The 17,959-nt window shown below is 70.9% G+C and carries 21 protein-coding genes, 1 tRNA gene and 1 riboswitch; of the genes, 11 read left to right on the top strand and 11 right to left on the bottom strand.

Annotation, left to right across the window (positions count from 1 at the left end):
* Window positions 1-14: 14 nt before the first annotated feature.
* The 6 genes from NQ151_RS16555 to NQ151_RS16580 all read right to left on the bottom strand — a co-directional run bounded on the left by NQ151_RS16555 (window position 15) and on the right by NQ151_RS16580 (window position 3,642).
* Window positions 15-137 (bottom strand): hypothetical protein, encoded by a 123-nt coding sequence (locus tag NQ151_RS16555; RefSeq protein WP_257509458.1) that lies wholly within the window; start codon window positions 135-137, stop codon window positions 15-17.
* A 225-nt stretch (window positions 138-362) separates the two neighbouring features.
* A tRNA-Arg gene (locus NQ151_RS16560) sits at window positions 363-438 on the bottom strand.
* A 244-nt stretch (window positions 439-682) separates the two neighbouring features.
* Window positions 683-1,003 (bottom strand): DMT family transporter, encoded by a 321-nt coding sequence (locus tag NQ151_RS16565; protein ID WP_257509457.1) that lies wholly within the window; start codon window positions 1,001-1,003, stop codon window positions 683-685.
* A 10-nt stretch (window positions 1,004-1,013) separates the two neighbouring features.
* Window positions 1,014-1,076, bottom strand: a riboswitch (guanidine-III (ykkC-III) riboswitch).
* Between the two features lie 57 nt (window positions 1,077-1,133).
* On the bottom strand, window positions 1,134-2,006 hold the full coding sequence (locus NQ151_RS16570) for a CPBP family intramembrane glutamic endopeptidase (RefSeq protein ID WP_257528763.1): 873 nt from the start codon (window positions 2,004-2,006) through the stop codon (window positions 1,134-1,136).
* On the bottom strand, window positions 2,003-2,764 hold the full coding sequence (trmB, locus tag NQ151_RS16575; RefSeq protein WP_257528764.1) for a tRNA (guanosine(46)-N7)-methyltransferase TrmB: 762 nt from the start codon (window positions 2,762-2,764) through the stop codon (window positions 2,003-2,005). The genes NQ151_RS16570 and trmB overlap by 4 nt, the downstream gene beginning before the upstream one ends.
* Window positions 2,765-2,805: 41 nt before the next feature.
* A complete protein-coding gene (locus NQ151_RS16580) occupies window positions 2,806-3,642 on the bottom strand; it encodes a DUF3097 domain-containing protein (protein ID WP_257528766.1) in 837 nt (278 codons plus the stop codon).
* 174 nt (window positions 3,643-3,816) lie between these two features.
* Here NQ151_RS16580 and NQ151_RS16585 point away from each other — a divergent pair, with 174 nt between their 5' ends.
* From NQ151_RS16585 to NQ151_RS16600, 4 genes are all read left to right on the top strand, one after another.
* Complete coding sequence (locus NQ151_RS16585) at window positions 3,817-5,826, top strand: TPM domain-containing protein (RefSeq protein ID WP_257528768.1); 2,010 nt, start codon at window positions 3,817-3,819, stop codon at window positions 5,824-5,826.
* Between the two features lie 68 nt (window positions 5,827-5,894).
* Entirely contained in the window at window positions 5,895-6,635 is a 741-nt protein-coding gene (locus NQ151_RS16590; protein WP_257509452.1) for a PspA/IM30 family protein, read from the top strand.
* Between the two features lie 123 nt (window positions 6,636-6,758).
* Window positions 6,759-7,574, top strand: a complete 816-nt coding sequence (locus NQ151_RS16595) for an arginase family protein (RefSeq protein ID WP_257528770.1) — start codon at window positions 6,759-6,761, stop codon at window positions 7,572-7,574.
* The gene (locus tag NQ151_RS16600; RefSeq protein WP_257528772.1) at window positions 7,571-8,026 is read left to right on the top strand and encodes a Fe-S oxidoreductase; all 456 of its coding nucleotides are present in this window, start codon (window positions 7,571-7,573) and stop codon (window positions 8,024-8,026) included. Before NQ151_RS16595 ends, NQ151_RS16600 begins: the two co-directional genes overlap by 4 nt.
* A 6-nt stretch (window positions 8,027-8,032) precedes the next feature.
* Here the strand turns inward: NQ151_RS16600 and NQ151_RS16605 are convergent, their stop codons facing one another.
* Genes NQ151_RS16605 through NQ151_RS16615 form a run of 3 tightly spaced genes read right to left on the bottom strand, consistent with a single transcriptional unit; the run spans window position 8,033 to window position 9,741 of the window.
* Window positions 8,033-8,494, bottom strand: a complete 462-nt coding sequence (locus NQ151_RS16605) for an SIP domain-containing protein (RefSeq protein ID WP_257528774.1) — start codon at window positions 8,492-8,494, stop codon at window positions 8,033-8,035.
* Window positions 8,495-8,542: 48 nt separating this feature from the next.
* Entirely contained in the window at window positions 8,543-9,268 is a 726-nt protein-coding gene (locus NQ151_RS16610; RefSeq protein ID WP_257528776.1) for a tyrosine-protein phosphatase, read from the bottom strand.
* Window positions 9,265-9,741 (bottom strand): carboxymuconolactone decarboxylase family protein, encoded by a 477-nt coding sequence (locus NQ151_RS16615; RefSeq protein WP_257509447.1) that lies wholly within the window; start codon window positions 9,739-9,741, stop codon window positions 9,265-9,267. The genes NQ151_RS16610 and NQ151_RS16615 overlap by 4 nt, the downstream gene beginning before the upstream one ends.
* Before the next feature lie 157 nt (window positions 9,742-9,898).
* Between NQ151_RS16615 and NQ151_RS16620 the strand changes: the two genes are divergently transcribed.
* From NQ151_RS16620 to NQ151_RS16650, 7 genes are read left to right on the top strand one after another with little or no spacing between them, the layout of a single operon-like run.
* The gene (locus NQ151_RS16620; protein ID WP_257509446.1) at window positions 9,899-11,407 is read left to right on the top strand and encodes an ABC transporter substrate-binding protein; all 1,509 of its coding nucleotides are present in this window, start codon (window positions 9,899-9,901) and stop codon (window positions 11,405-11,407) included.
* Window positions 11,404-12,354, top strand: a complete 951-nt coding sequence (locus tag NQ151_RS16625; RefSeq protein WP_257509445.1) for an ABC transporter permease — start codon at window positions 11,404-11,406, stop codon at window positions 12,352-12,354. Before NQ151_RS16620 ends, NQ151_RS16625 begins: the two co-directional genes overlap by 4 nt.
* Window positions 12,351-13,268, top strand: a complete 918-nt coding sequence (locus tag NQ151_RS16630) for an ABC transporter permease (RefSeq protein WP_257528778.1) — start codon at window positions 12,351-12,353, stop codon at window positions 13,266-13,268. The genes NQ151_RS16625 and NQ151_RS16630 overlap by 4 nt, the downstream gene beginning before the upstream one ends.
* A complete protein-coding gene (locus tag NQ151_RS16635) occupies window positions 13,265-14,053 on the top strand; it encodes an ATP-binding cassette domain-containing protein (protein ID WP_257528780.1) in 789 nt (262 codons plus the stop codon). Before NQ151_RS16630 ends, NQ151_RS16635 begins: the two co-directional genes overlap by 4 nt.
* Entirely contained in the window at window positions 14,050-14,871 is an 822-nt protein-coding gene (locus NQ151_RS16640; protein ID WP_257509442.1) for an ATP-binding cassette domain-containing protein, read from the top strand. Before NQ151_RS16635 ends, NQ151_RS16640 begins: the two co-directional genes overlap by 4 nt.
* Window positions 14,872-14,880: 9 nt before the next feature.
* Window positions 14,881-15,942, top strand: a complete 1,062-nt coding sequence (locus NQ151_RS16645) for a M4 family metallopeptidase (protein ID WP_257528782.1) — start codon at window positions 14,881-14,883, stop codon at window positions 15,940-15,942.
* A complete protein-coding gene (locus NQ151_RS16650; RefSeq protein WP_257528784.1) occupies window positions 15,926-16,261 on the top strand; it encodes a protealysin inhibitor emfourin in 336 nt (111 codons plus the stop codon). The genes NQ151_RS16645 and NQ151_RS16650 overlap by 17 nt, the downstream gene beginning before the upstream one ends.
* Here the strand turns inward: NQ151_RS16650 and NQ151_RS16655 are convergent.
* Window positions 16,221-16,844, bottom strand: coding sequence for a GNAT family N-acetyltransferase (locus NQ151_RS16655; protein WP_257509439.1), 624 nt, complete (start codon window positions 16,842-16,844; stop codon window positions 16,221-16,223). The two genes, NQ151_RS16650 and NQ151_RS16655, sit on opposite strands and share 41 nt — an antisense overlap.
* A gap of 5 nt (window positions 16,845-16,849) precedes the next feature.
* A complete protein-coding gene (locus tag NQ151_RS16660; protein WP_257528788.1) occupies window positions 16,850-17,557 on the bottom strand; it encodes a uracil-DNA glycosylase in 708 nt (235 codons plus the stop codon).
* Window positions 17,558-17,959: the final 402 nt, after the last annotated feature.

Below are 17,959 nucleotides of genomic sequence, written 5' to 3' on the forward strand. Positions count from 1 at the left end.
CGTGGTCTTGGTGTTCAGCCGACCGCCGGGGCATCGCTGCCGCCGAACCGCTCGGCCGACACGACCTGCTCCGCGACGCGGCGCAGGGCCAGCAGCACTTGCTCGGAAAGCACCGTTCCCAGCACGACGTAGCGCACGACCGATTCAAGCGAATCGGTCGTGATGCCGGCGATCTCGGCCTCGGCGACGTCGCGGGCCGCGCTGAGACCACAGCTGGTCGCCGAGACAGCGGGTGGTTCCCATCGTTTCGGCGACCAGCTGTGGTTTCACCGGTTGGAGGCGGGGAGGCCGCGGGCGGGCAGGAGGCCGGGAACGAGAAAGGGACCGCCGGGCCTGAACGGCCCGCGATCCCTTGTCTCTACTGGTGCCCCCGACTGGAATCGAACCAGCGACCTACGGTACCGGAAACCGGCGCTCTATCCCCTGAGCTACGGAGGCGTACCGAACGAGACTATCACCGCACGGCCATCCCCCTGGACGACGAAGATCGCCCCGGGGCCGAAGCCCCGGGGCGATCATTCGCGGTTTGTCGGTCTCCGTATCCAGTTACCTTTCGGCTTCTTCGTTTCCGTTTTCTGTTCGCGAAACTGAAACTACTCCGATCCGCGACGGCGTCAAGTTTTTTCCGCCAAGTCGTTTCACCTTTGCGTTGAAGGTGAAGGATCCGCCTTCTCAGCAGGGCTTATTCCGCACTGACGAGCTTGAGCCCCACGATGCATCCGACCAGCCCCAGGATGAGGAGGAACTTCACCACCGAGAAGTCCTCGTCGCCGGTGATCATGGCATACACGACGGTGATGGATGCCCCGATGCCCACCCACACCGCATACGCGGTGCCGGTGGAGATCTCGCGCATCGCGTAGGCGAGTCCGCCCATGCTCGCGACGAGCGCGACTCCGAAGATCACCGAGGGCCAGAGCTTGGTGAACCCCTCCGACTTGCCGAGCGCCGTCGCCCAGACGGCTTCCAGCACTCCTGAGACGACGAGAACCATCCACGACATGACAGCCTCCATGGCCAGTCTTGTCGCTCACCGGGTACTGAACCGTCGTCCGGGGATCCGGTCAGGATCCGGTGCCGATGCTAGCGCGAGCCCCTGTGCACGCCCTGGGCAGCACTGCCGCGGCGAGCGCTCACGGCGAGACGAAGAAGATCGCGTCGAGCAGCCCCGGGTTGTGCGCATGGACGAGCACGGCGAACACGACCGCGTCGAACAACAGATGCACCGTGACCACGTACGCCAGCGACCGGGTCCGCAGGAAGATGTAGCCCTGCAACAGTGCGAACGGGATCGTCAGCGCCGGCCCCCACTCCCGGTAGCCCAGCTCCCACAGGAACGACACGAACACGATCATCTGCAGCACGTTGGCCGACAGATCGGCGAAGTGCCGGCGCAGCAGCGCGAACACGGTGCAGATGAAGAACAGCTCGTCCCAGATGCCGACGGCCCCGACGCCCACGAACAGTCGCGCGATCAGTTCCGGGGTGTCCACCACCGGCCAGTTCATGTAGACACCGGAGGTGATGAAGTAAAACGGCAGGATCAGCCAGCCCAGCACCAGCACGATCGCCAGCCACGCCCACTGGAACGTCGTCCAGCGACCTCCCCCGCGCCAGGGGAACGAGATCGCCCGGTCGCGGTAGACCCAGCGCGAGATGACATACGGCACGACCACGGCGCCGCCGAGGGCGAGGGTGAAGCGCACCATCGCGGCGTTGTCGAGCTCGGCCTTCAGATCGATCAGGCTCACGATCACCAGGCCCAGGGCGATGAGAGAGAGGTCGCACAGCAGCGACGGCGGGCGGACGTCGGATGCCATCGGCTCGGTGCGCGCACCCTGGCGGCGCTCCACGACGGCCGCGAGCACCAGTCCCGACACCAGCAGCGCCCACCCCAGCCACGGCAGCAGCAGAACGAAGAACGCCGGTGCGGCCAGGCACACCAGCAGCGCCGGCACGGTGGCGACCGAGACGAGAGGCCGGGTGCCCGGCACCACGGCCTTCACGAGCGGGCCTTGCGGATGTAGGCGAGGTCGCGGATGTCGCGGCCCTTCGCGGTCCCCTTGCGTTCGAACGCGGTGACCACCCGCTCGTCGAACCGCGGCGCCCACTCCCCCTCGAACGCGGGCTGGAAGTCCGCGGCATCGGTCATCACGTCCCGCATCTGCACGGCGTAGTCCTCCCAGTCCGTCGCCAGCCGCAGCACGCCGCCGTCGCGCAGGGCGCGGGCGGCGAGCTCGGGGAAAGGCGGCGCGACCAGACGCCGCTTGACGTGCTTGTGCTTGTGCCACGGGTCGGGGAAGAACACCCACACCTCGTCGACCGACGCCTCCGGCAGCAGGTGCTCGAGAACCTCGGGGGCATTGGCCTCCACGACGCGCAGGTTGCGCACGCCGGCGCGGTCGGCGTCGAGCATCGTGCGGGCCAGCCCCGCCTTGAACACCTCGACGGCGAGGAAGTCGGTTCCGGGCTTCGCGGCGGCCGCGTGCACGATGGCGTGCCCCTGACCGGAGCCGATCTCGACGATCAGCGGCGCTTCACGCCCGAACACCGACGCCGGATCGATCGCCGACCCGGCGCGCACGCTGGTGGTCGCTCCGTCGCGTTCCAGCGGCAGCGCGTAGTGCGGCGCGAGTTCGCGCCAGGCGCGCTCCTGCGCGTCCGACATGCGGCCGCTGCGGCGCACGAACGAGACGGTGCGCTTGCGAAACGGGGCATCCTCGGAGTCGGCGGTCGGGTCCGCGTCGAGGTCAGGATCCGGCATCGTCCCAGGCTACCGGGGCCGCCCGCCCGGATCGGCGCCGATCAGCCCTCCTGCGTGACGAAGTCGATCAGCTGCTCCACGCGGCCCAGCAGCGCCGGGTCGAGGTCGCGGAACGTGTGCACGCTCCCGAGGATGCGCTGCCACGCCCGTGCGATGTCGGCCTGTTCCTCGGCCGGCCATCCCAGCGCCTTGCAGACGCCCGTCTTCCAATCGGTGCCGCGCGGCACGGTCGGCCAGGCCGGGATGCCGACCGCGCGCGGGGTCACGCACTCCCAGACGTCCACGTGGGGGTGACCGACGACCAGCACATGCGCGGCGTGGGGCCCGCGCGCGACGGCATCCGCGATGCGCTGCTCCTTGGAGCCGGGGACGAGGTGGTCCACCAGCACGCCGTAGCGCCGCGTCGGACCGGGTGGTTCGGCGCGCAGGGTGTCCTCGAGCAGGTCGACGCCCTGGAGGTACTCCACGACGACGCCTTCGACCCGCAGGTCCGCGCCCCACACCTTCTCGACGAGTTCCGCGTCGTGTCGGCCCTCGACGAGGATGCGGCTGGCCCGGGCGACTCGGGCGCGCTCTTCGGGGGCGGCGAACGATCCGGATGCCGTGCGGGTGCGGGGTTTGTGCGCGGCGGTCGGCACGACGAGGTGCACCGGGTCGCCGTCGACGAGGAAACCGGCCCCGAGCGGGAACTGCCGCCGGCGCCCCTTGCGGTCCTCGAGCTCCACCAGGCCCGCCTGGATGCCCATGACGGCGCCGCAGAAGCCGTCGCCAGCGACTTCGACCACGAGGTGCCGCGTTGCCGGCACCTTCGGGATCACCCGTCGCCCGGCGTTGCGCCAGCCCGCGGCGAGCACGTCGCCGCCATATCGATCGTCCATGAGACCTCCGGGGGCCAGAGCGTACCCGCCGCCCCGCCCCCGCCGCCCCCGACCCGCCGCGAAGCCGCCGGCGGGCCTCTCATCGGTACCTCACAGGCGGTGAGCTACCGCCGGTTCGGGCCGTCTGAATAGACTCGATGCGAGGTGCTCGGACGGGCCTCGAAAGGGGACACGATGCGCAGGCGCTGGGCCTTGGTGCTCACGACCATTCTCGCGGTGCTGCTGTCGGCGGGTGCCGTGACGGCATCGGCGACCGATCCCATGCAACTGGGGTCGTCACATGTGCTGGACCAGGCCGAGGTGCTCGACTCCGGTGAGACCGCCGCGGCCGAGGATCGACTCGACGCCCTGTTCGACGCGACCGGCGTCGACCTGTACGTCGCCCTCGTCGACGAGTTCACCAACCCGTCCGATCGCGTGGAGTGGGCCGATGCCGTGGCGCTGGGCAACGGTCTCGGCCAGAACCAGTACCTGCTGGCCATCTCCACCGAGGGCCGGCAGTACTACATCTCCGCCGATGACAACGGCCCGCTCAGCGACAGCGAGCTGACGGCCACCGAAGAGGCGATCCTGCCGCTGCTGCGCGATGAGGACTACGGCGGCGCGATCCAGCTGGCCGCCGACCGCTTCCAGGAAGACCTGACCAGCACCGGCGGCGGGTGGTGGTGGCTGTGGATCCTGCTCGCTCTCGCCGTCATCGGCGTCGTGGTGTTCCTCGTCGTGCGCTCCCGGCGCTCGCGCCCCGCGAAGGGTGGGGCACCGGCCGCCCCGGCCGAGGAGCAGATCGACACCGCCGAGCTCGCCCGCCGCGCCTCCTCGGCGCTCGTGGCCGCCGACGACGCGGTGCGCACCAGCGAGCAGGAGCTGGGCTTCGCGCGCGCCCAGTTCGGCGACGCCGCGACGGTGGAGTTCGAGCAGGCGCTGGCCACCGCCAAAGAGAACCTCAACAAGGCGTTCACGCTCAAGCAGCAACTCGATGACGAAGAGCCCGATACCGAGCAGCAGATCCGCGTCTGGAACGCCGAGATCCTCCGGCTGTGCGAAGAGGCCGACCGGGGCCTGGACGAGAAGGCCGAGGCCTTCGACGAGCTGCGCAAACTCGAGCAGAACGCCCCCGAAGCCCTCGCCCGCGTGCAGCAGCTGCGCACCACGGTCGCCGACAGCCTCGCCCCGGCGGCAGCCACGCTGCAGACACTGCAGGGCACGTACGCGCCGGAGGCGCTCGCCACCATCGCCGACAACGCCGAGCAGGCCCGCGAACGGCTCGCGTTCGCCGACGAGCAGCTGACCCACGCCGCCGCGGCGATCGCCGCCGGTGACGGCGGTGCCGCAGCCGTCGGCATCCGCGCCGCCGAAGACGCCGTGGGGCAGGCGCAGTTGCTCGAGGACGCGATCGGGCGTCTGGCCGCCGACCTCGCGCAGGGCGAGCAGGATGCCGCCGCCCTCATCGCCGATCTCGAGCACGACATGGCGGTCGCCGCGGCGCTGCCCGACCCCGACGGCCAGATCGCCGCGGCGATCGCCGCGACGCATCAGCAGGTCGAGACGGCACGGCACAACCTGGCATCCACCGCGAAGCGGCCGCTGCTGACCCTGCAGGCGTTGGAGACGGCGAACACCCGCATCGACGGCGTCGTCGCCGCCGTGCGCGACGCCCAGGCACGCGCCCAGCATGCGCGGCAGGCGCTCGACCAGCAGCTCACGCAGGCCCAGGCGCAGGTCTCGGCGGCGGAGGACTACCTCAGCGCCCGTCGCGGTGCGGTCGGCGCGGAAGCGCGCACCCGTCTCGCCGAAGCCGGCGCGACGCTCGTGCAGGCCCGTCAGCTCGCCGTCTCCGCCCCGGAGCAGGCGCTCCCGCTCGCCCAGCGTGCGAACCAGCTCGCCGCGCAGGCCATCAAGTACGCGCAGACCGACGTCGGCGGCTTCGGCGGCGGCGGCATGCTCGGTGGCGGTGGCGGTGGCGGCAACGGCATGTTCGGTGCCGTGCTCGGCGGTATCGTCATCAACTCCCTCCTCAGCGGCGGGGGCGGTGGCCGTTCCCGCGGGGGCGGCGGCTTCGGCGGCGGCTTCGGCGGCGGCTTCAGCGGCGGCAGCAGCCGTGGCCGCAGCGGCGGCGGCTCGTTCCGGCCCGGCAGTTTCGGCGGCGGCGGCACCCGCGGCCGCCGCGGAGGGGGGCGCTTCTGATCCTCCGGCCCCGCCGCGCTGCGGCATCCAAGACCACTCGACGTCAACTCGATAGGAAGGCACCACCCATGGCAAAGCAGTCCATCTTCGGTCGCATCTCGACCCTCATGAAGGCGAACATCAACTCGATCCTCGACTCCGCCGAGGACCCGCAGAAGATGCTCGACCAGCTCGTGCGCGACTACACCAACTCCATCGCGGACGCCGAGTCGGCCATCGCCGAGACGATCGGCAACCTGCGCCTGCTGGAGCGCGACCACCAGGAGGACGTGCAGGCGGCCACCGAGTGGGGCAACAAGGCACTCGCGGCCAGCCGTAAGGCCGACGAGCTGCGCACGGCCGGCAACCTCGCCGACGCCGACAAGTTCGACAACCTCGCGAAGATCGCCCTGCAGCGTCAGATCAGCGAGGAGAACGAGGCCCGGGCCATCGCCCCGACCATCGCGACGCAGTCCGAGGTCGTCGAGAAGCTCAAGGACGGCCTCAACGGCATGAAGGGCAAGCTCGACCAGCTGAAGTCGAAGCGCTCCGAGCTGCTGGCCCGCGCCAAGACCGCCGAGGCCCAGAACAAGGTGCACGACGCAGTCCGCTCCATCGACGTGCTCGACCCGACCAGCGAACTGGGTCGCTTCGAGGACAAGGTGCGCCGTCAGGAGGCCCTGGCCACCGGCAAGCAGGAGCTTGCGGCATCCACCCTCGACGCGCAGTTCAACCAGCTCGAGGACGTCGGGGAGCTCACCGAGGTCGAGGCGCGCCTGGCCGCGCTGAAGTCGGGTGCCCCGGCGAAGGCGATCGACGCCGGCGCCTGAACCGCACGCCCACCGGGCGCCGCTCCCTCCGGGACGGCGCCCGGTCGCGTTCCCGCGGGTGAGCGGGTGGAAAATCCCTGCCTCGACGCGCCGTCGGCGGCCGCGAGAGGCCAAGATGGAGACATGACCCGGTTCGTTGTCGTGCCGCAATGGCAGGGCTCCCCCTCTGCGCGTGCCATGCTCCTCGTCGACGGGGCGGAGGCGATCGCCGGTGACCTGCCGCGGGCATCCTGCACGCGCGTGGAGGTGCCGCTGGAGGCCGGTGAGGCACTCGGCACCGGCGTGCACCGGCTGAGCGCGCTGACGCGCATCCAGTCCCTCGTCGCCGAGGCTCTCGCCCCCTATGTCGAGCCGGTGGTCGTGGTCGGCGGCGACTGCGCGGTGGCGGTGCCGGCGATCGCGCACGCCGCGTCGCGGCATCCGAACCTCGCGGTCCTCTGGTGCGACGCCCACGGCGACCTGCATGACTCCGCCTCCTCACCATCCGGGGCGTTCGCCGGCATGGCGCTGCGCGCGGTGCTCGGCGACGACGGCGTGCTGTCGGCACCCACGTCGATCCCGCCCGAGCGGGTCGTGCTGGCCGGAGCGCGGGAACTGGATGCCGCGGAGGCGGCGTTCCTGCAGGCATCCGCTGTGACCCATGTGCCCGCCGAGGCCTTCGCCGACCCGGCCGCCCTCGCTGACGCGGTCGCGGCGACCGGCGCCGATGCGGTCTACGTGCACGTCGACCTGGACGTGCTCGACCCGGCGGCGATCACCGGCGTCGGGCTGCCGGTTCCCTTCGGGATCGACGTCGCGCAGCTCGTCGCGGCACTCGGACAGCTGCGGGAGCGGATGCCGCTGGTCGGTGCGTCCCTGTCGGGTTTCGCCCCTGCGACGCCGCTGGCCGCCGTCGATGACCTGGGAGCGATCCTGCGCGTGGTCGGAGCGCTGGCGTGAGCCCGATCCCGACTCCCCCCGCCGACTGGCGGGCCGCCGCAGAACGTGCCGCGGCGCGCCAGCGGCGGTGGGACCGGTTGATCCCGGGGTTCGTGCTGGATTCCCCGGTCAGCCGACTCGGCTACCTGTGGGGAACCACCGTCGGGTGGGTCTGGGGCACGCTCTGGTCCACCGGCCGCGTGGAGCACCGCGGCGGACTGTGGATCTTCCGAGGCATGCCGGCGTGGACATACGGCCGCGGCGGGGTGTGCGTGGGCGGCTGCTTCCTCACCGGCGAGGGCCGGATTCCGCCTGGCCTGCTCGCCCACGAAGCCGTGCACAAGCGGCAGTGGCAGCGTTACGGCATGCTCATGCCGCTGCTGTACCTCGCTGCGGGGCGCAATCCGCTGACGAACCGCTTCGAGATCGAAGCGGGTCTCGAAGACGGCCGCTACGTGCCGCGCGGAGCCTGATCCGGCTCAGCGCGCGGTAGTCAGGCCGAACCGCTCAGGCGTGCGGATGCCGTCGGCGGGAACCCCCAGCCGATCGGTGAGGTGGTCGACGATGTCGGCGGTGCCGAGGTAGCCGCCCAGCAGGAACACCCGCGTGGCGTGGTCTTCGGCGCACAGCATCTCGTCCGCCCAGGCGCATACCGCGCGCGACAGCGCCTCGCCGGGCGCGCAGCCGCGACCGGACCCGGGTGCACCGGAGCGGCGCGAGCGGTCGAGCCAGGTCACCGTCATCCGCGGCGGCACCGCGAGATCGGTGGGCCACTGCTCATCCGGGACCTCGATGAACACGCGACCGGTCGAGCACAGCGGCAGCGTCGCGATGAGCGCCTCGAGGTCCGCGAGCGAGTGCTCATCGGCCGTGATGAGGTGCTGCACACGCGTGTGCTTGGCAGCCCGGCAGGCGGCGGCGGTGTGATCGAGGGAGGTCATGGCCCTCTCACGATAGCACTTATGAGGGTTGCCTAACCTGAGTGAGTTTCAGTCTCGACGGACGAGCACGCGGGCAAGCTCCGCGATCTCGTCGTCGGTCAGTCCGTGGGCGCGCAGGAACTCCACCGGTGCGCCGTACTGCGCGCGCAGCCCCTCCAACAGGGTGCGCATCGCGGCGGCGGGCGACTTGGTCGCCAGCTCCTCCAGGAACTGAGCCTCGGGATGCTGCGAGCGCAGATACGCCAGCACGCGGGCATTGCGCTGCGCCGGCAGCATCGCCTCGGTGCGCGCGTAGTCGGCGACGACGGCTTCCTCGTCGACCCCGGCGGCTGCGAGCGTGAGGGCCACCGTCACACCGGTGCGGTCCTTGCCCACGGTGCAGTGCACCAGCACCGGCTGGTCGGCGAGCACTCCGCGCACGACGTCGACCACCCGGTCGGCCGCTTCGTCCAGCATCGTGCGGTAGAAATCGTCCAGGCCGACGTCGCGCTCGAAGAAGGATGCCGCCGACCCGAGGAACAGCGGCACCCGCAGCGTCTGGACGCTGAGCCCGTCCAGCAGCGACGGCTCCCTGGCGATCTCGTCGTCGGCCCGCAGGTCGATCACCCGCCGCAGCCCCAGTTCGCGCAGCGTGGCCCGGCCCCCCTCGTCCAGCCGGGCGAGGTTGCCGGAGCGGAACAGCACCCCCGAGCGCGTCACGCCCGAGCCCGCCGGCAGTCCCCCGACGTCCCGGAAGTTCAGCGCGCCGGAGACCACCCATCCGGCATCGGTCACGCCTGCTCCTCGCGACGCGTCGGTACCGGGTAGCGCCCGGCGACCGCGATGCGGTTGAACGCGTTGATCGCCACCAGGATCCAGCTCAGCGCGACGTACTCCTTCTCGGAGAGGATGCCGCCGACGCGGTCGTACACGTCGTCGGGCACGCCGTCCTCGTGGATGAAGACGTGCGCCTCGGTCAGCTCGAGAGCGGCACGCTCCCGCTCGGTGAACACTCCGGAGTCACGCCACACCGCCAGCTGCGCGATCTCGTCCGCCGTGACGCCGAGAGCGTCTGCCCGGTCCGCGTGCAGCCGCACGCAATAGGAGCAGCCGTTCAGTTGCGATGCGTGGATCTGCACGAGTTCCCGCAGGCGCGGTTCCAGCCCGGCATCCTCGGCCAACGAGCCGACCGTCTTCGAGAACGCATCAAGCGCCGTGTACACCTCGCGGGCTGATCGGGCCAGGTGTACGCGCGGAACGTCGGTCATGGTTCGACCCTATGCCCGCCATGGCCGCGGAACCGGGCAGAATGCACGAGGATGCCCGACCATTGCCGGGCGGACCCTAGGCTGGTAGGCGCACCAGAGTACGCAGGAGGTCTCGGACAGCGATGATGCCTCCCGCCCTTGCGAAAGGACCCCCCACATGCTCCGCCGCACCGCCCTGACCGCCGCGGCCCTGCTCGCCACCGGCGCGCTGCTGCTGACCTCCTGCAGCGCCGACCCGGCACCGTCGCCGACGACCAGCGCCGTGGCCGATGCGGATGCCTCCGTAGCGCTGCGCCTGGTTTCCGAACCCGGCAACCTCGACATCCGCGAGACCGCCGGCGCAGCGCTGGACCAGCTGCTGATCGACAACGTCTACCAGGGCCTGGTCTCGCGCACCGCCGAGCAGGACATCGTGCCCGCGCTGGCCAGCGACTTCGAGGTCTCCCCCGACGGCCTCACCTACACCTTCACGCTCCGCGAGGGCGTCCTCTTCCACGACGGGCAGCCGCTGACACCGCAGGACGTGGTGTGGTCGCTCACCCAGGTGAAGGACACCGCGTCCTACCGGGACTCCGCCCGGCTGGCAGGCGTCACCGGCATCGCCGCCGACGGGCAGGACATCACCCTCACCCTCGCCGAGCCCGACTCGAGCCTGCTGTGGAACCTCACCGGTCGAGCAGGGCTGATCCTCAAAGAAGGCGACACGACCGACCGCAAGATCGCGGCCAACGGCACCGGGCCGTTCACCCTGGAAAGCTGGAAGCAGGGCGACAGCGTCACGCTGCAGCGCTTCGGTGACTACTGGGGCGACCCGGCGGGTGTGGCCGAGGTGGTGTTCGCCTACATCCCCGAGACGCAGGCGGCGCTGAACGCCGCGCTGGCCGGCGAGGTCGACGTCGTCACCGGCTTCGACGCCAACCTCACCGAGCAGATCGAGGCGGGCGCCGAGTTCGCCGTCGAGGTCGGCGCGTCCACCGACAAGGGCACCCTGGCGATGAATTCGACCACCGGCCCGCTCGCCGATGTGGAGGTGCGCCAGGCCATCCGCCAGGCCATCGACCACGACGCCATCGTGGAAGCCCTCGGCGTCGGCCAGACCCAGTACGGGCCGATCCCCGAGCTCGACCCCGGTTACGAGGGCCTGTCCGACGTCGTCCCCTTCGACCCCGAGGCCGCTCGCGAACTGCTGGCCGAGGCGGGGGAAGAGGATCTCGAGCTGACCCTGACGATCCCCTCCTTCTACGGCACCACGGTGACACAGATCCTGGTGTCGAACCTGAACGACGTGGGCGTCACGCTGCACGTCGACCAGGTGGAGTTCTCGTCCTGGCTCAACGACGTGTACACCAACCACGACTACGAGCTCAGCTTCGTGCTGCACACCGAGGCGCGCGACTTCGAGAACTGGGCGGACCCCGACTACTACTTCGGCTACGACAACGCCGAGGTGCAGGAGCTGTTCGCGCAATCGCTGGCCGCCACCGACGAGGCCGAGGCCGCCGAGCTGCTCGCGCAGGCGGCGCGCATCGTCTCCGAGGACCACGCCGCCGACTGGCTGTACAACGGCGAGTCGGTCGTCGCGGTCGGCGCTAGCATCTCGGGTATGCCCACGGTGAACGTGAACGAGCGGCTCAATCTTGCCGAGCTGACCAAGAGCGAGGGGTGATCCGCTACGCGCTGACACGACTGGTCCTGCTGCTGGTGGGCCTCGTCGTTGCCAGCGTGTTGATCTTCCTGACCCTTCGTGTGCTCCCCGGCGACGTCGCGCAGATGGTCGCGGGGGTCGGCAGCACCCCCGAGCAGGTCGCCGCGGTGCGCGCGAGGCTCGGCATGGACCGGCCGCTGTTCGTGCAGTACGTCGAGTGGATCGCGGGGATCTTCCGCGGGGACCTGGGCACGTCGCTGCTTACCGGCACCCCGGTGACGACCGAACTGGCCGAGAAGGCGCAGGTGACGGTGCCGCTGGGCATCATGTCGCTGCTGATCGCCCTGCTGTTCAGCCTGCCGCTGGGCGTGGCATCGGCGCTGCGTCGCGGCCGGGCCGACGGCACCCTGATCACCGTCGCGGCGCAGGCCGTCGCCGCGGTGCCGGTGGTGTGGGCCGGCATGATGCTCGTCGTGGTGTTCGCGGTGTGGCTGGGGTGGCTCCCCGCGCAGGGCTTCCCGCGCGCCGGCTGGGACGACCCCGCCGCGGCGCTGCGATCGCTGCTGCTGCCGGCCGTGACCATCGGCATCGTCGAGGGCGCCATGCTGCTGCGGTTCGTACGGTCGGCGACGCTGCAGGCGGTCGGCCAGGACTACGTGCGCACCGCCGCGGCGAAGGGTCTCACCCGCACGCAGGCGATGCTGCGCCATGGCCTGCCCAACGTGGGCCTATCGGTGATCACGGTGCTGGGGCTGCAGGTGGCCGGCATCATCGTCGGCGCCGTCGTCATCGAGCAGCTGTTCTCGCTGCCCGGCATCGGCCGCATGCTGGTCACCGATGTCGGGGCCCGCGACCTGCCGAAGGTGCAGGGCGAACTGCTCGTGCTCACCGGCTTCGTACTGCTCGTCGGGTTCCTCGTCGACCTCTTCCACCGGGTCATCGACCCTCGGCAGCGGGAGGCGGAATGAGGCACGCGAAGACGGCTCCCGCCACTTCGGCACACCCGGGGCGCTGGGCGTGGCTGCGCCGACTGACGCAGCTGACCACCGGCCGCGTGGGTCTGACGATCTTCGCGATCGTCGGACTGACGGCGCTGGTCGCGGCGTTGTGGACCCCGTACGACCCGCATCACGTCGATATAGCCAACCGCTGGGCTCCCCCTGGCTGGCCGCATCTGCTCGGCACCGACGGCACCGGTCGGGACATCCTGAGCCTGCTGATGGCCGGGGCGGAGACGACCGTCTGGGTGGCGCTGGGGGCGGGCCTGGTGGCGACTCTCATCGGCATCGTGCTGGCCTCGCTCGGCGCGCTGACGGCGCGCTGGATGCGGGAGTCGGTCGCGGTCCTCGTGGACATCCTCGTCGCCTTCCCGGTACTGCTGATCGCGATGATGATCTCCGCCGTCTGGGGCGGGTCGCTGTGGGTGGTGATCCTCTCGGTCGGCATCGGCTTCGGCGTCAACATCGCCCGGGTCACCCGGCCGGAGCTGCGCCGCGTGCTGCACAGCGAGTTCGTGCTCGCCGGCCGCGCGGCCGGGCTCACGCCGGTGCAGAACCTGCTGCGTCACCTGCTGCCCAACGTCGCGCCGGTGTTCATCGTGCAGTTGTCCTGGGGCATGGCCGTCGCCGTGCTCGCCGAGGCGGGACTGTCCTACCTCGGGTTCGGCGCACCGGTGACTCAGCCGTCGTGGGGCGTGCTGCTGAGCGACCTGCAGGCCTACATCACGGTGCATCCGCTGTCGGTGGTCTGGCCGGGGCTGGCGATCACCCTCACCGTGCTGGGACTGAACCTCCTGGGCGACGGGCTGCGCGAAGCGACCGACCCGACCCTCACCCGGCGCAGCAACGCCGCCCGCGCACACGTTCCGGAGGTGGTCGCATGAGCCTTGAGGTGCGCGACCTCGCGATCGAGATCAACGGCCGCCGTGTTGTGGACGGCGTCTCCTTCGACGTCCCCGACTCGGCCCGCGTCGGCCTCATCGGCGAATCGGGGTCCGGCAAGTCCCTCACTGCCCTGGCGATCATGGGGCTGCTGCCGGACACCGCGACGGCCACCGGCAGCATCCGCTGGAACGGCCGCGAACTGATCGGACTGCACGACCGGGAACTGGCCCAGCTGCGCGGCGACGAGATCGGCATCGTCTTCCAGGAGCCGCGTACCGCGCTGAACCCGATCCGCACCGTCGGGCGGCAGATCGCCGAGTCGGTGCGCATCCACGAACGCATCCCGCGGCGGGAGGCCAAGGCCCGCGCCGTCGCGGAGGCCGGTCGGGTCGCGCTGCCCGATCCGCAGCAGATCATCGCGCGCTACCCGCACCAGCTCTCCGGCGGTCAGCGCCAGCGCGTCGCGATCGCGATGGCGCTGGCGTGCCGCCCGCGCCTGCTCATCGCCGACGAGCCGACGACCGCCCTGGACGTGACGATCCAGGCCGAGATCCTGCAGTTGCTCGGGGACCTCGTCACCGGCGACGGCATGTCGCTGGTGTTCATCACGCACGACCTGGCGGTGCTCTCGCAGATCGCCACCCACGGCGTGGTGCTCGATCAGGGCCGGGTCGTGGAGTCGGCGCCGGTGGCGGACCTGCTCACCGCCCCCTCGTCGGACGTGACCCGGGGCCTGCTGCGGGATGCCACCGCGACGCTGTGGCGGCCGGGAGGCGGCGCATGACGGCTCTGCTGCGCGGTCGCGGACTCACCCGCCGCCACCCGATCCCCCGCGCCGGCCTCTTCGAGCCGCGGCGCTGGACGACGGCGCTGGAGGATGCCGACATCGACGTCGCCGAGAACTCGGCGCTGGGCATCATCGGCGAATCGGGGTCGGGCAAATCCACGCTCGTGCGGCTGCTGCTGGGACTGGACACCCCCACCGCGGGGACGGTGGAGTTCGACGGCCGGCCGGTCGTGGCATCCGCCCCCGCCCGCTCGCTGCATTGGCTGCGGCGGCAGACCGGCATCGTCTTCCAGGACCCCTACGCGTCGCTGGATCCGCGCATGAGCGTCGGCCGCATCATCGCCGAGCCGCTGTGGGCGCTGGGAATCGACGGCGACCGCCGCGCCCGCGTGCGCGAAGTGCTCGCCGATGTGGGGCTGGAGCCGGCGATGGCCGACCGCTTCCCGCACGAGTTCTCCGGCGGGCAGCGGCAGCGCATCGCGATCGCCCGCGCCGTCGTGCACCGGCCCCGGCTGCTGGTCGGCGACGAGCCGCTGTCTGCGCTGGATGTCACAGTGCGCGCCCAGATCCTGGAACTGCTGCGGGACCTGCAGCGCCGCGACGGGCTCGCGCTCGTACTGGTCTCGCACGACATCGGCGTCGTGCAGAACCTGTGCGACGACGTGATCGTCATGAAGGACGGCCGCGTCGTGGAGGAAGGCCCCACCGAGAAGGTACTGCTGACGCCGCAGGTCGCCTACACGCGGCGCCTCCTGGCGTCGATCCCGGTGATCGACCCCGACGGTGCCGTTCCGGATGTCGGCTCATCCCCCTAGCCTCATCCCATGAACGCGATCATCCCGCCCTACCTGCTGGCCCGCATCGCCGCGAGCGACGACCCGCAGCTGGCGCGGGCCGCTCAGGCGGCGCGTGCCACGCTTGAGGCCGAACGCAGCTACCACCCCGACCTCACGCGCCTGCGGCTGTCGATCGACGAAACCGGGTCGCTCGTGGCCGAGGGGGCGCCGGCCCCCGACCGGGTCATCTCCGACGCGCAGAACCAGGAGGTGCTGCCCGGGGTGCAGGTGCGGGGCGAGGCCGACCCGCCCACCGGCGACGAAGCGGTCGACGAGGCGTTCGACGGCCTCGGTGCCACGTTCGACTTCTTCTGGGACGCGTTCGGGCGGGTCGGCATCGACGGCGCCGGCGGCACGCTCGCGGCGACCGTGCACTTCGGCGTCGACTACGACAACGCGTTCTGGAACGGCGAGCGCATGGTGTTCGGCGACGGCGACGGCGAGGTGTTCACCGGGTTCACCAACTCGCTCACCGTCATCGCGCACGAGCTGACCCACGGGGTCACCGAACACGCCGGCGGCATGGTCTACCACGGCCAGTCCGGGGCGCTCAACGAGTCCATGTCCGACGTCTTCGGCGCGCTGGCCGAACAGCACCATCTCGGCCACAGCGCTGCCGAGGCATCCTGGCTCATCGGGGCAGGGATCTTCACGGATGCCGTGGAGGGCGAGGCGCTGCGCTCGCTCGCGGCGCCGGGGACCGCCTACGACGACGACGTGCTCGGCAAGGACCCGCAACCGGATCACATGGACGGCTACGTCTTCACCGACGAGGACAACGGCGGAGTGCACATCAACTCCGGCATCCCCAACCACGCCTTCTACCGCACCGCGATGGCGCTCGGCGGCAACGCCTGGGAGCGCGCCGGGCTCATCTGGTACCGCACCCTCACCGCGGGCACGCTGTCGTCGACGCCCGACTTCGTCACGTTCGCCCAGGCGACCCTGGCCGCGGCACAGGCGGAGTACGGTGAGGGTTCGGAGGAGGTCGCCGCCGTCCGCGCCGGCTGGACGGGCGTCGGTGTGATCGAGGATGAAGCAGCAGGATGAGCCGTCTGTCACGGTGACGGTGGTGCGCACCGGCGGCATCGCCGGCATGCGTCGCCAATGGCGGGCCGCCCCGGTGGGGGAAGAGGCCGGCGAGTGGGTCGCGCTGATCGAACAGTGCCCCTGGGACCGATCCCCCGGTGACGCCTCCGGCGCCGATCGCTTCTGCTGGCGGGTGAGCGCCGAGGCCGGTGCCACGAAACACGAGGCCGACCTGCCCGACGCCGACGTGCAGGGGCCGTGGCGCGCGCTGATCGACGCGGTGCGAGCCTGGCCCGGGGTCAGCCTTCGCGCAACCGCCCGAACAGACCCCGCTTCTTGACCGGGTTCAGCGACTTCTGCATATAGATCGTGCCGAGCCAGCGGCCGAACTTGTGGCCGACTCGGCCCATGCGGCCCACTTCGACGAAGCCGAGCTTCTCGTGGAGGGCAACGGATGCCTCCGCCCCCCGGTCACTGATGATCGCGACCATCTCCCGGATGCCTGCCTGCTCGCTCGCCTCGATGAGCGCCTCCAGCAACGCCCGGCCGAGCCCCTTGCCGGTGGCCGCCTGTCCGAGGTAAATCGAGTCTTCCACGCTGTAGCGGTACCCCGATTTGCTGGACAGCGGCGAGACGTACGCGTAACCGAGGATCTGCCCCGACGGCGACTGGGCCACCAGGAACGGCAGCCCCAGTTTCTGCGCGTGGGTCAGCTTGTCGCGCCACTGCGCGATCGACCACCTCTTCTCGTCGAACGTGACGACCGAGTTGGTGACGTAGTGGTTGTAGATCTCCCGGATGTCGGGCACGTCGCCCACCTCGGCGGCGCGGATGACGAAGGAGAACGGCTGCTCCGGCTCCGCCCGGCGGCGCAGATGCCACGGCAGGCGTCTGCGGTCGCGATCGTACTCGTCCTCCAGCATGACCGTCAGCCTAGGGCCGAGGCGGGGGGAAGTCGCCAATCCACGGCCGTCCCGCCCTGCTGCGTGAGCAGCGCATCGACGCGGGAGAAGGGCTTCGAGCCGAAGAATCCGCGGGATGCCGACAGCGGCGAGGGATGAGCGGACTCCACGCGCGGCGTCGCCCCCAAGAGCGGACCGAGAGCTGCGGCATCCCTCCCCCACAGGATCGCCACCAGCGGCCGCTCGCGCGCAACCAGCACCCGGATCGCGTGCTCGGTCACCCTCTCCCATCCCCAGCCGCGGTGCGACGCGGGAACCCCGGGCGCGACCGTGAGCACACGGTTGAGCAGCATGACGCCCTGATCGCTCCACGCCGACAGATCGCCGTGCTCGGCCTGCGGGATGCCGAGGTCGTCCTCGAGCTCGCGGTAGATGTTGCGCAGGCTCCGCGGCAGCGGGCGCACGTCGGCGTCCACCGCGAACGACAGCCCGATGGGGTGCCCCGGCGTCGGATAGGGGTCCTGGCCGACGATCAGCACCCGCACGTCATCCAACGGCCGTTGGAAGGCCCGCAGCACCCGCTCGCCGGCGGGCAGGTAGCCGCGGCCGGCGGCCGTCTCGGCTCGCAGCCGTTCCCCGAGAGCGGCGATGTCGTCGGCGACGGGCGCCAAGGCCTGCGCCCACCCGGCATCCATCAGCCCGGCATCAGCCAGTTCGGGCAGGGTCATCGCCATGTTCTGCTCCGTCCACACCGGTCCAGCCTACGGACGGCGCGCGAGTGCTCCCCGACGCCGGCGCGCAATTCAGGAAGAACGGGGCGCCGGTGGGGGCCTGCGGGTGCCGGTGGCCGGTTCTTCCTGAGTTATGGTCCGGGGCGGTGGGTGGAGGATCGGTCGCGTTTCCTCCCCGGGCGGGGATGTGGTGGGTTATCCACAACCCCAGGTCAGGGGTTGTTTCAGCGCCCTTCAATGTCGGAGGGGGTCGGCAGGATTGGGGGTATGAACACCTCCCCGACCACCACCGCCCGGGCGGCAGTGCTGTCGCATGAGCAGGTGATCTCCGGGCTGGAGGAGGTGCGGCGGCGTCGGGCGGAGGTGGATGCCGATGAGGTGTGGTTCCTGTCGCAGGCGGAGGCG

It is taken from the genome of Microbacterium sp. zg-YB36, assembly GCF_024623575.2.
Classification (GTDB): domain Bacteria; phylum Actinomycetota; class Actinomycetes; order Actinomycetales; family Microbacteriaceae; genus Microbacterium.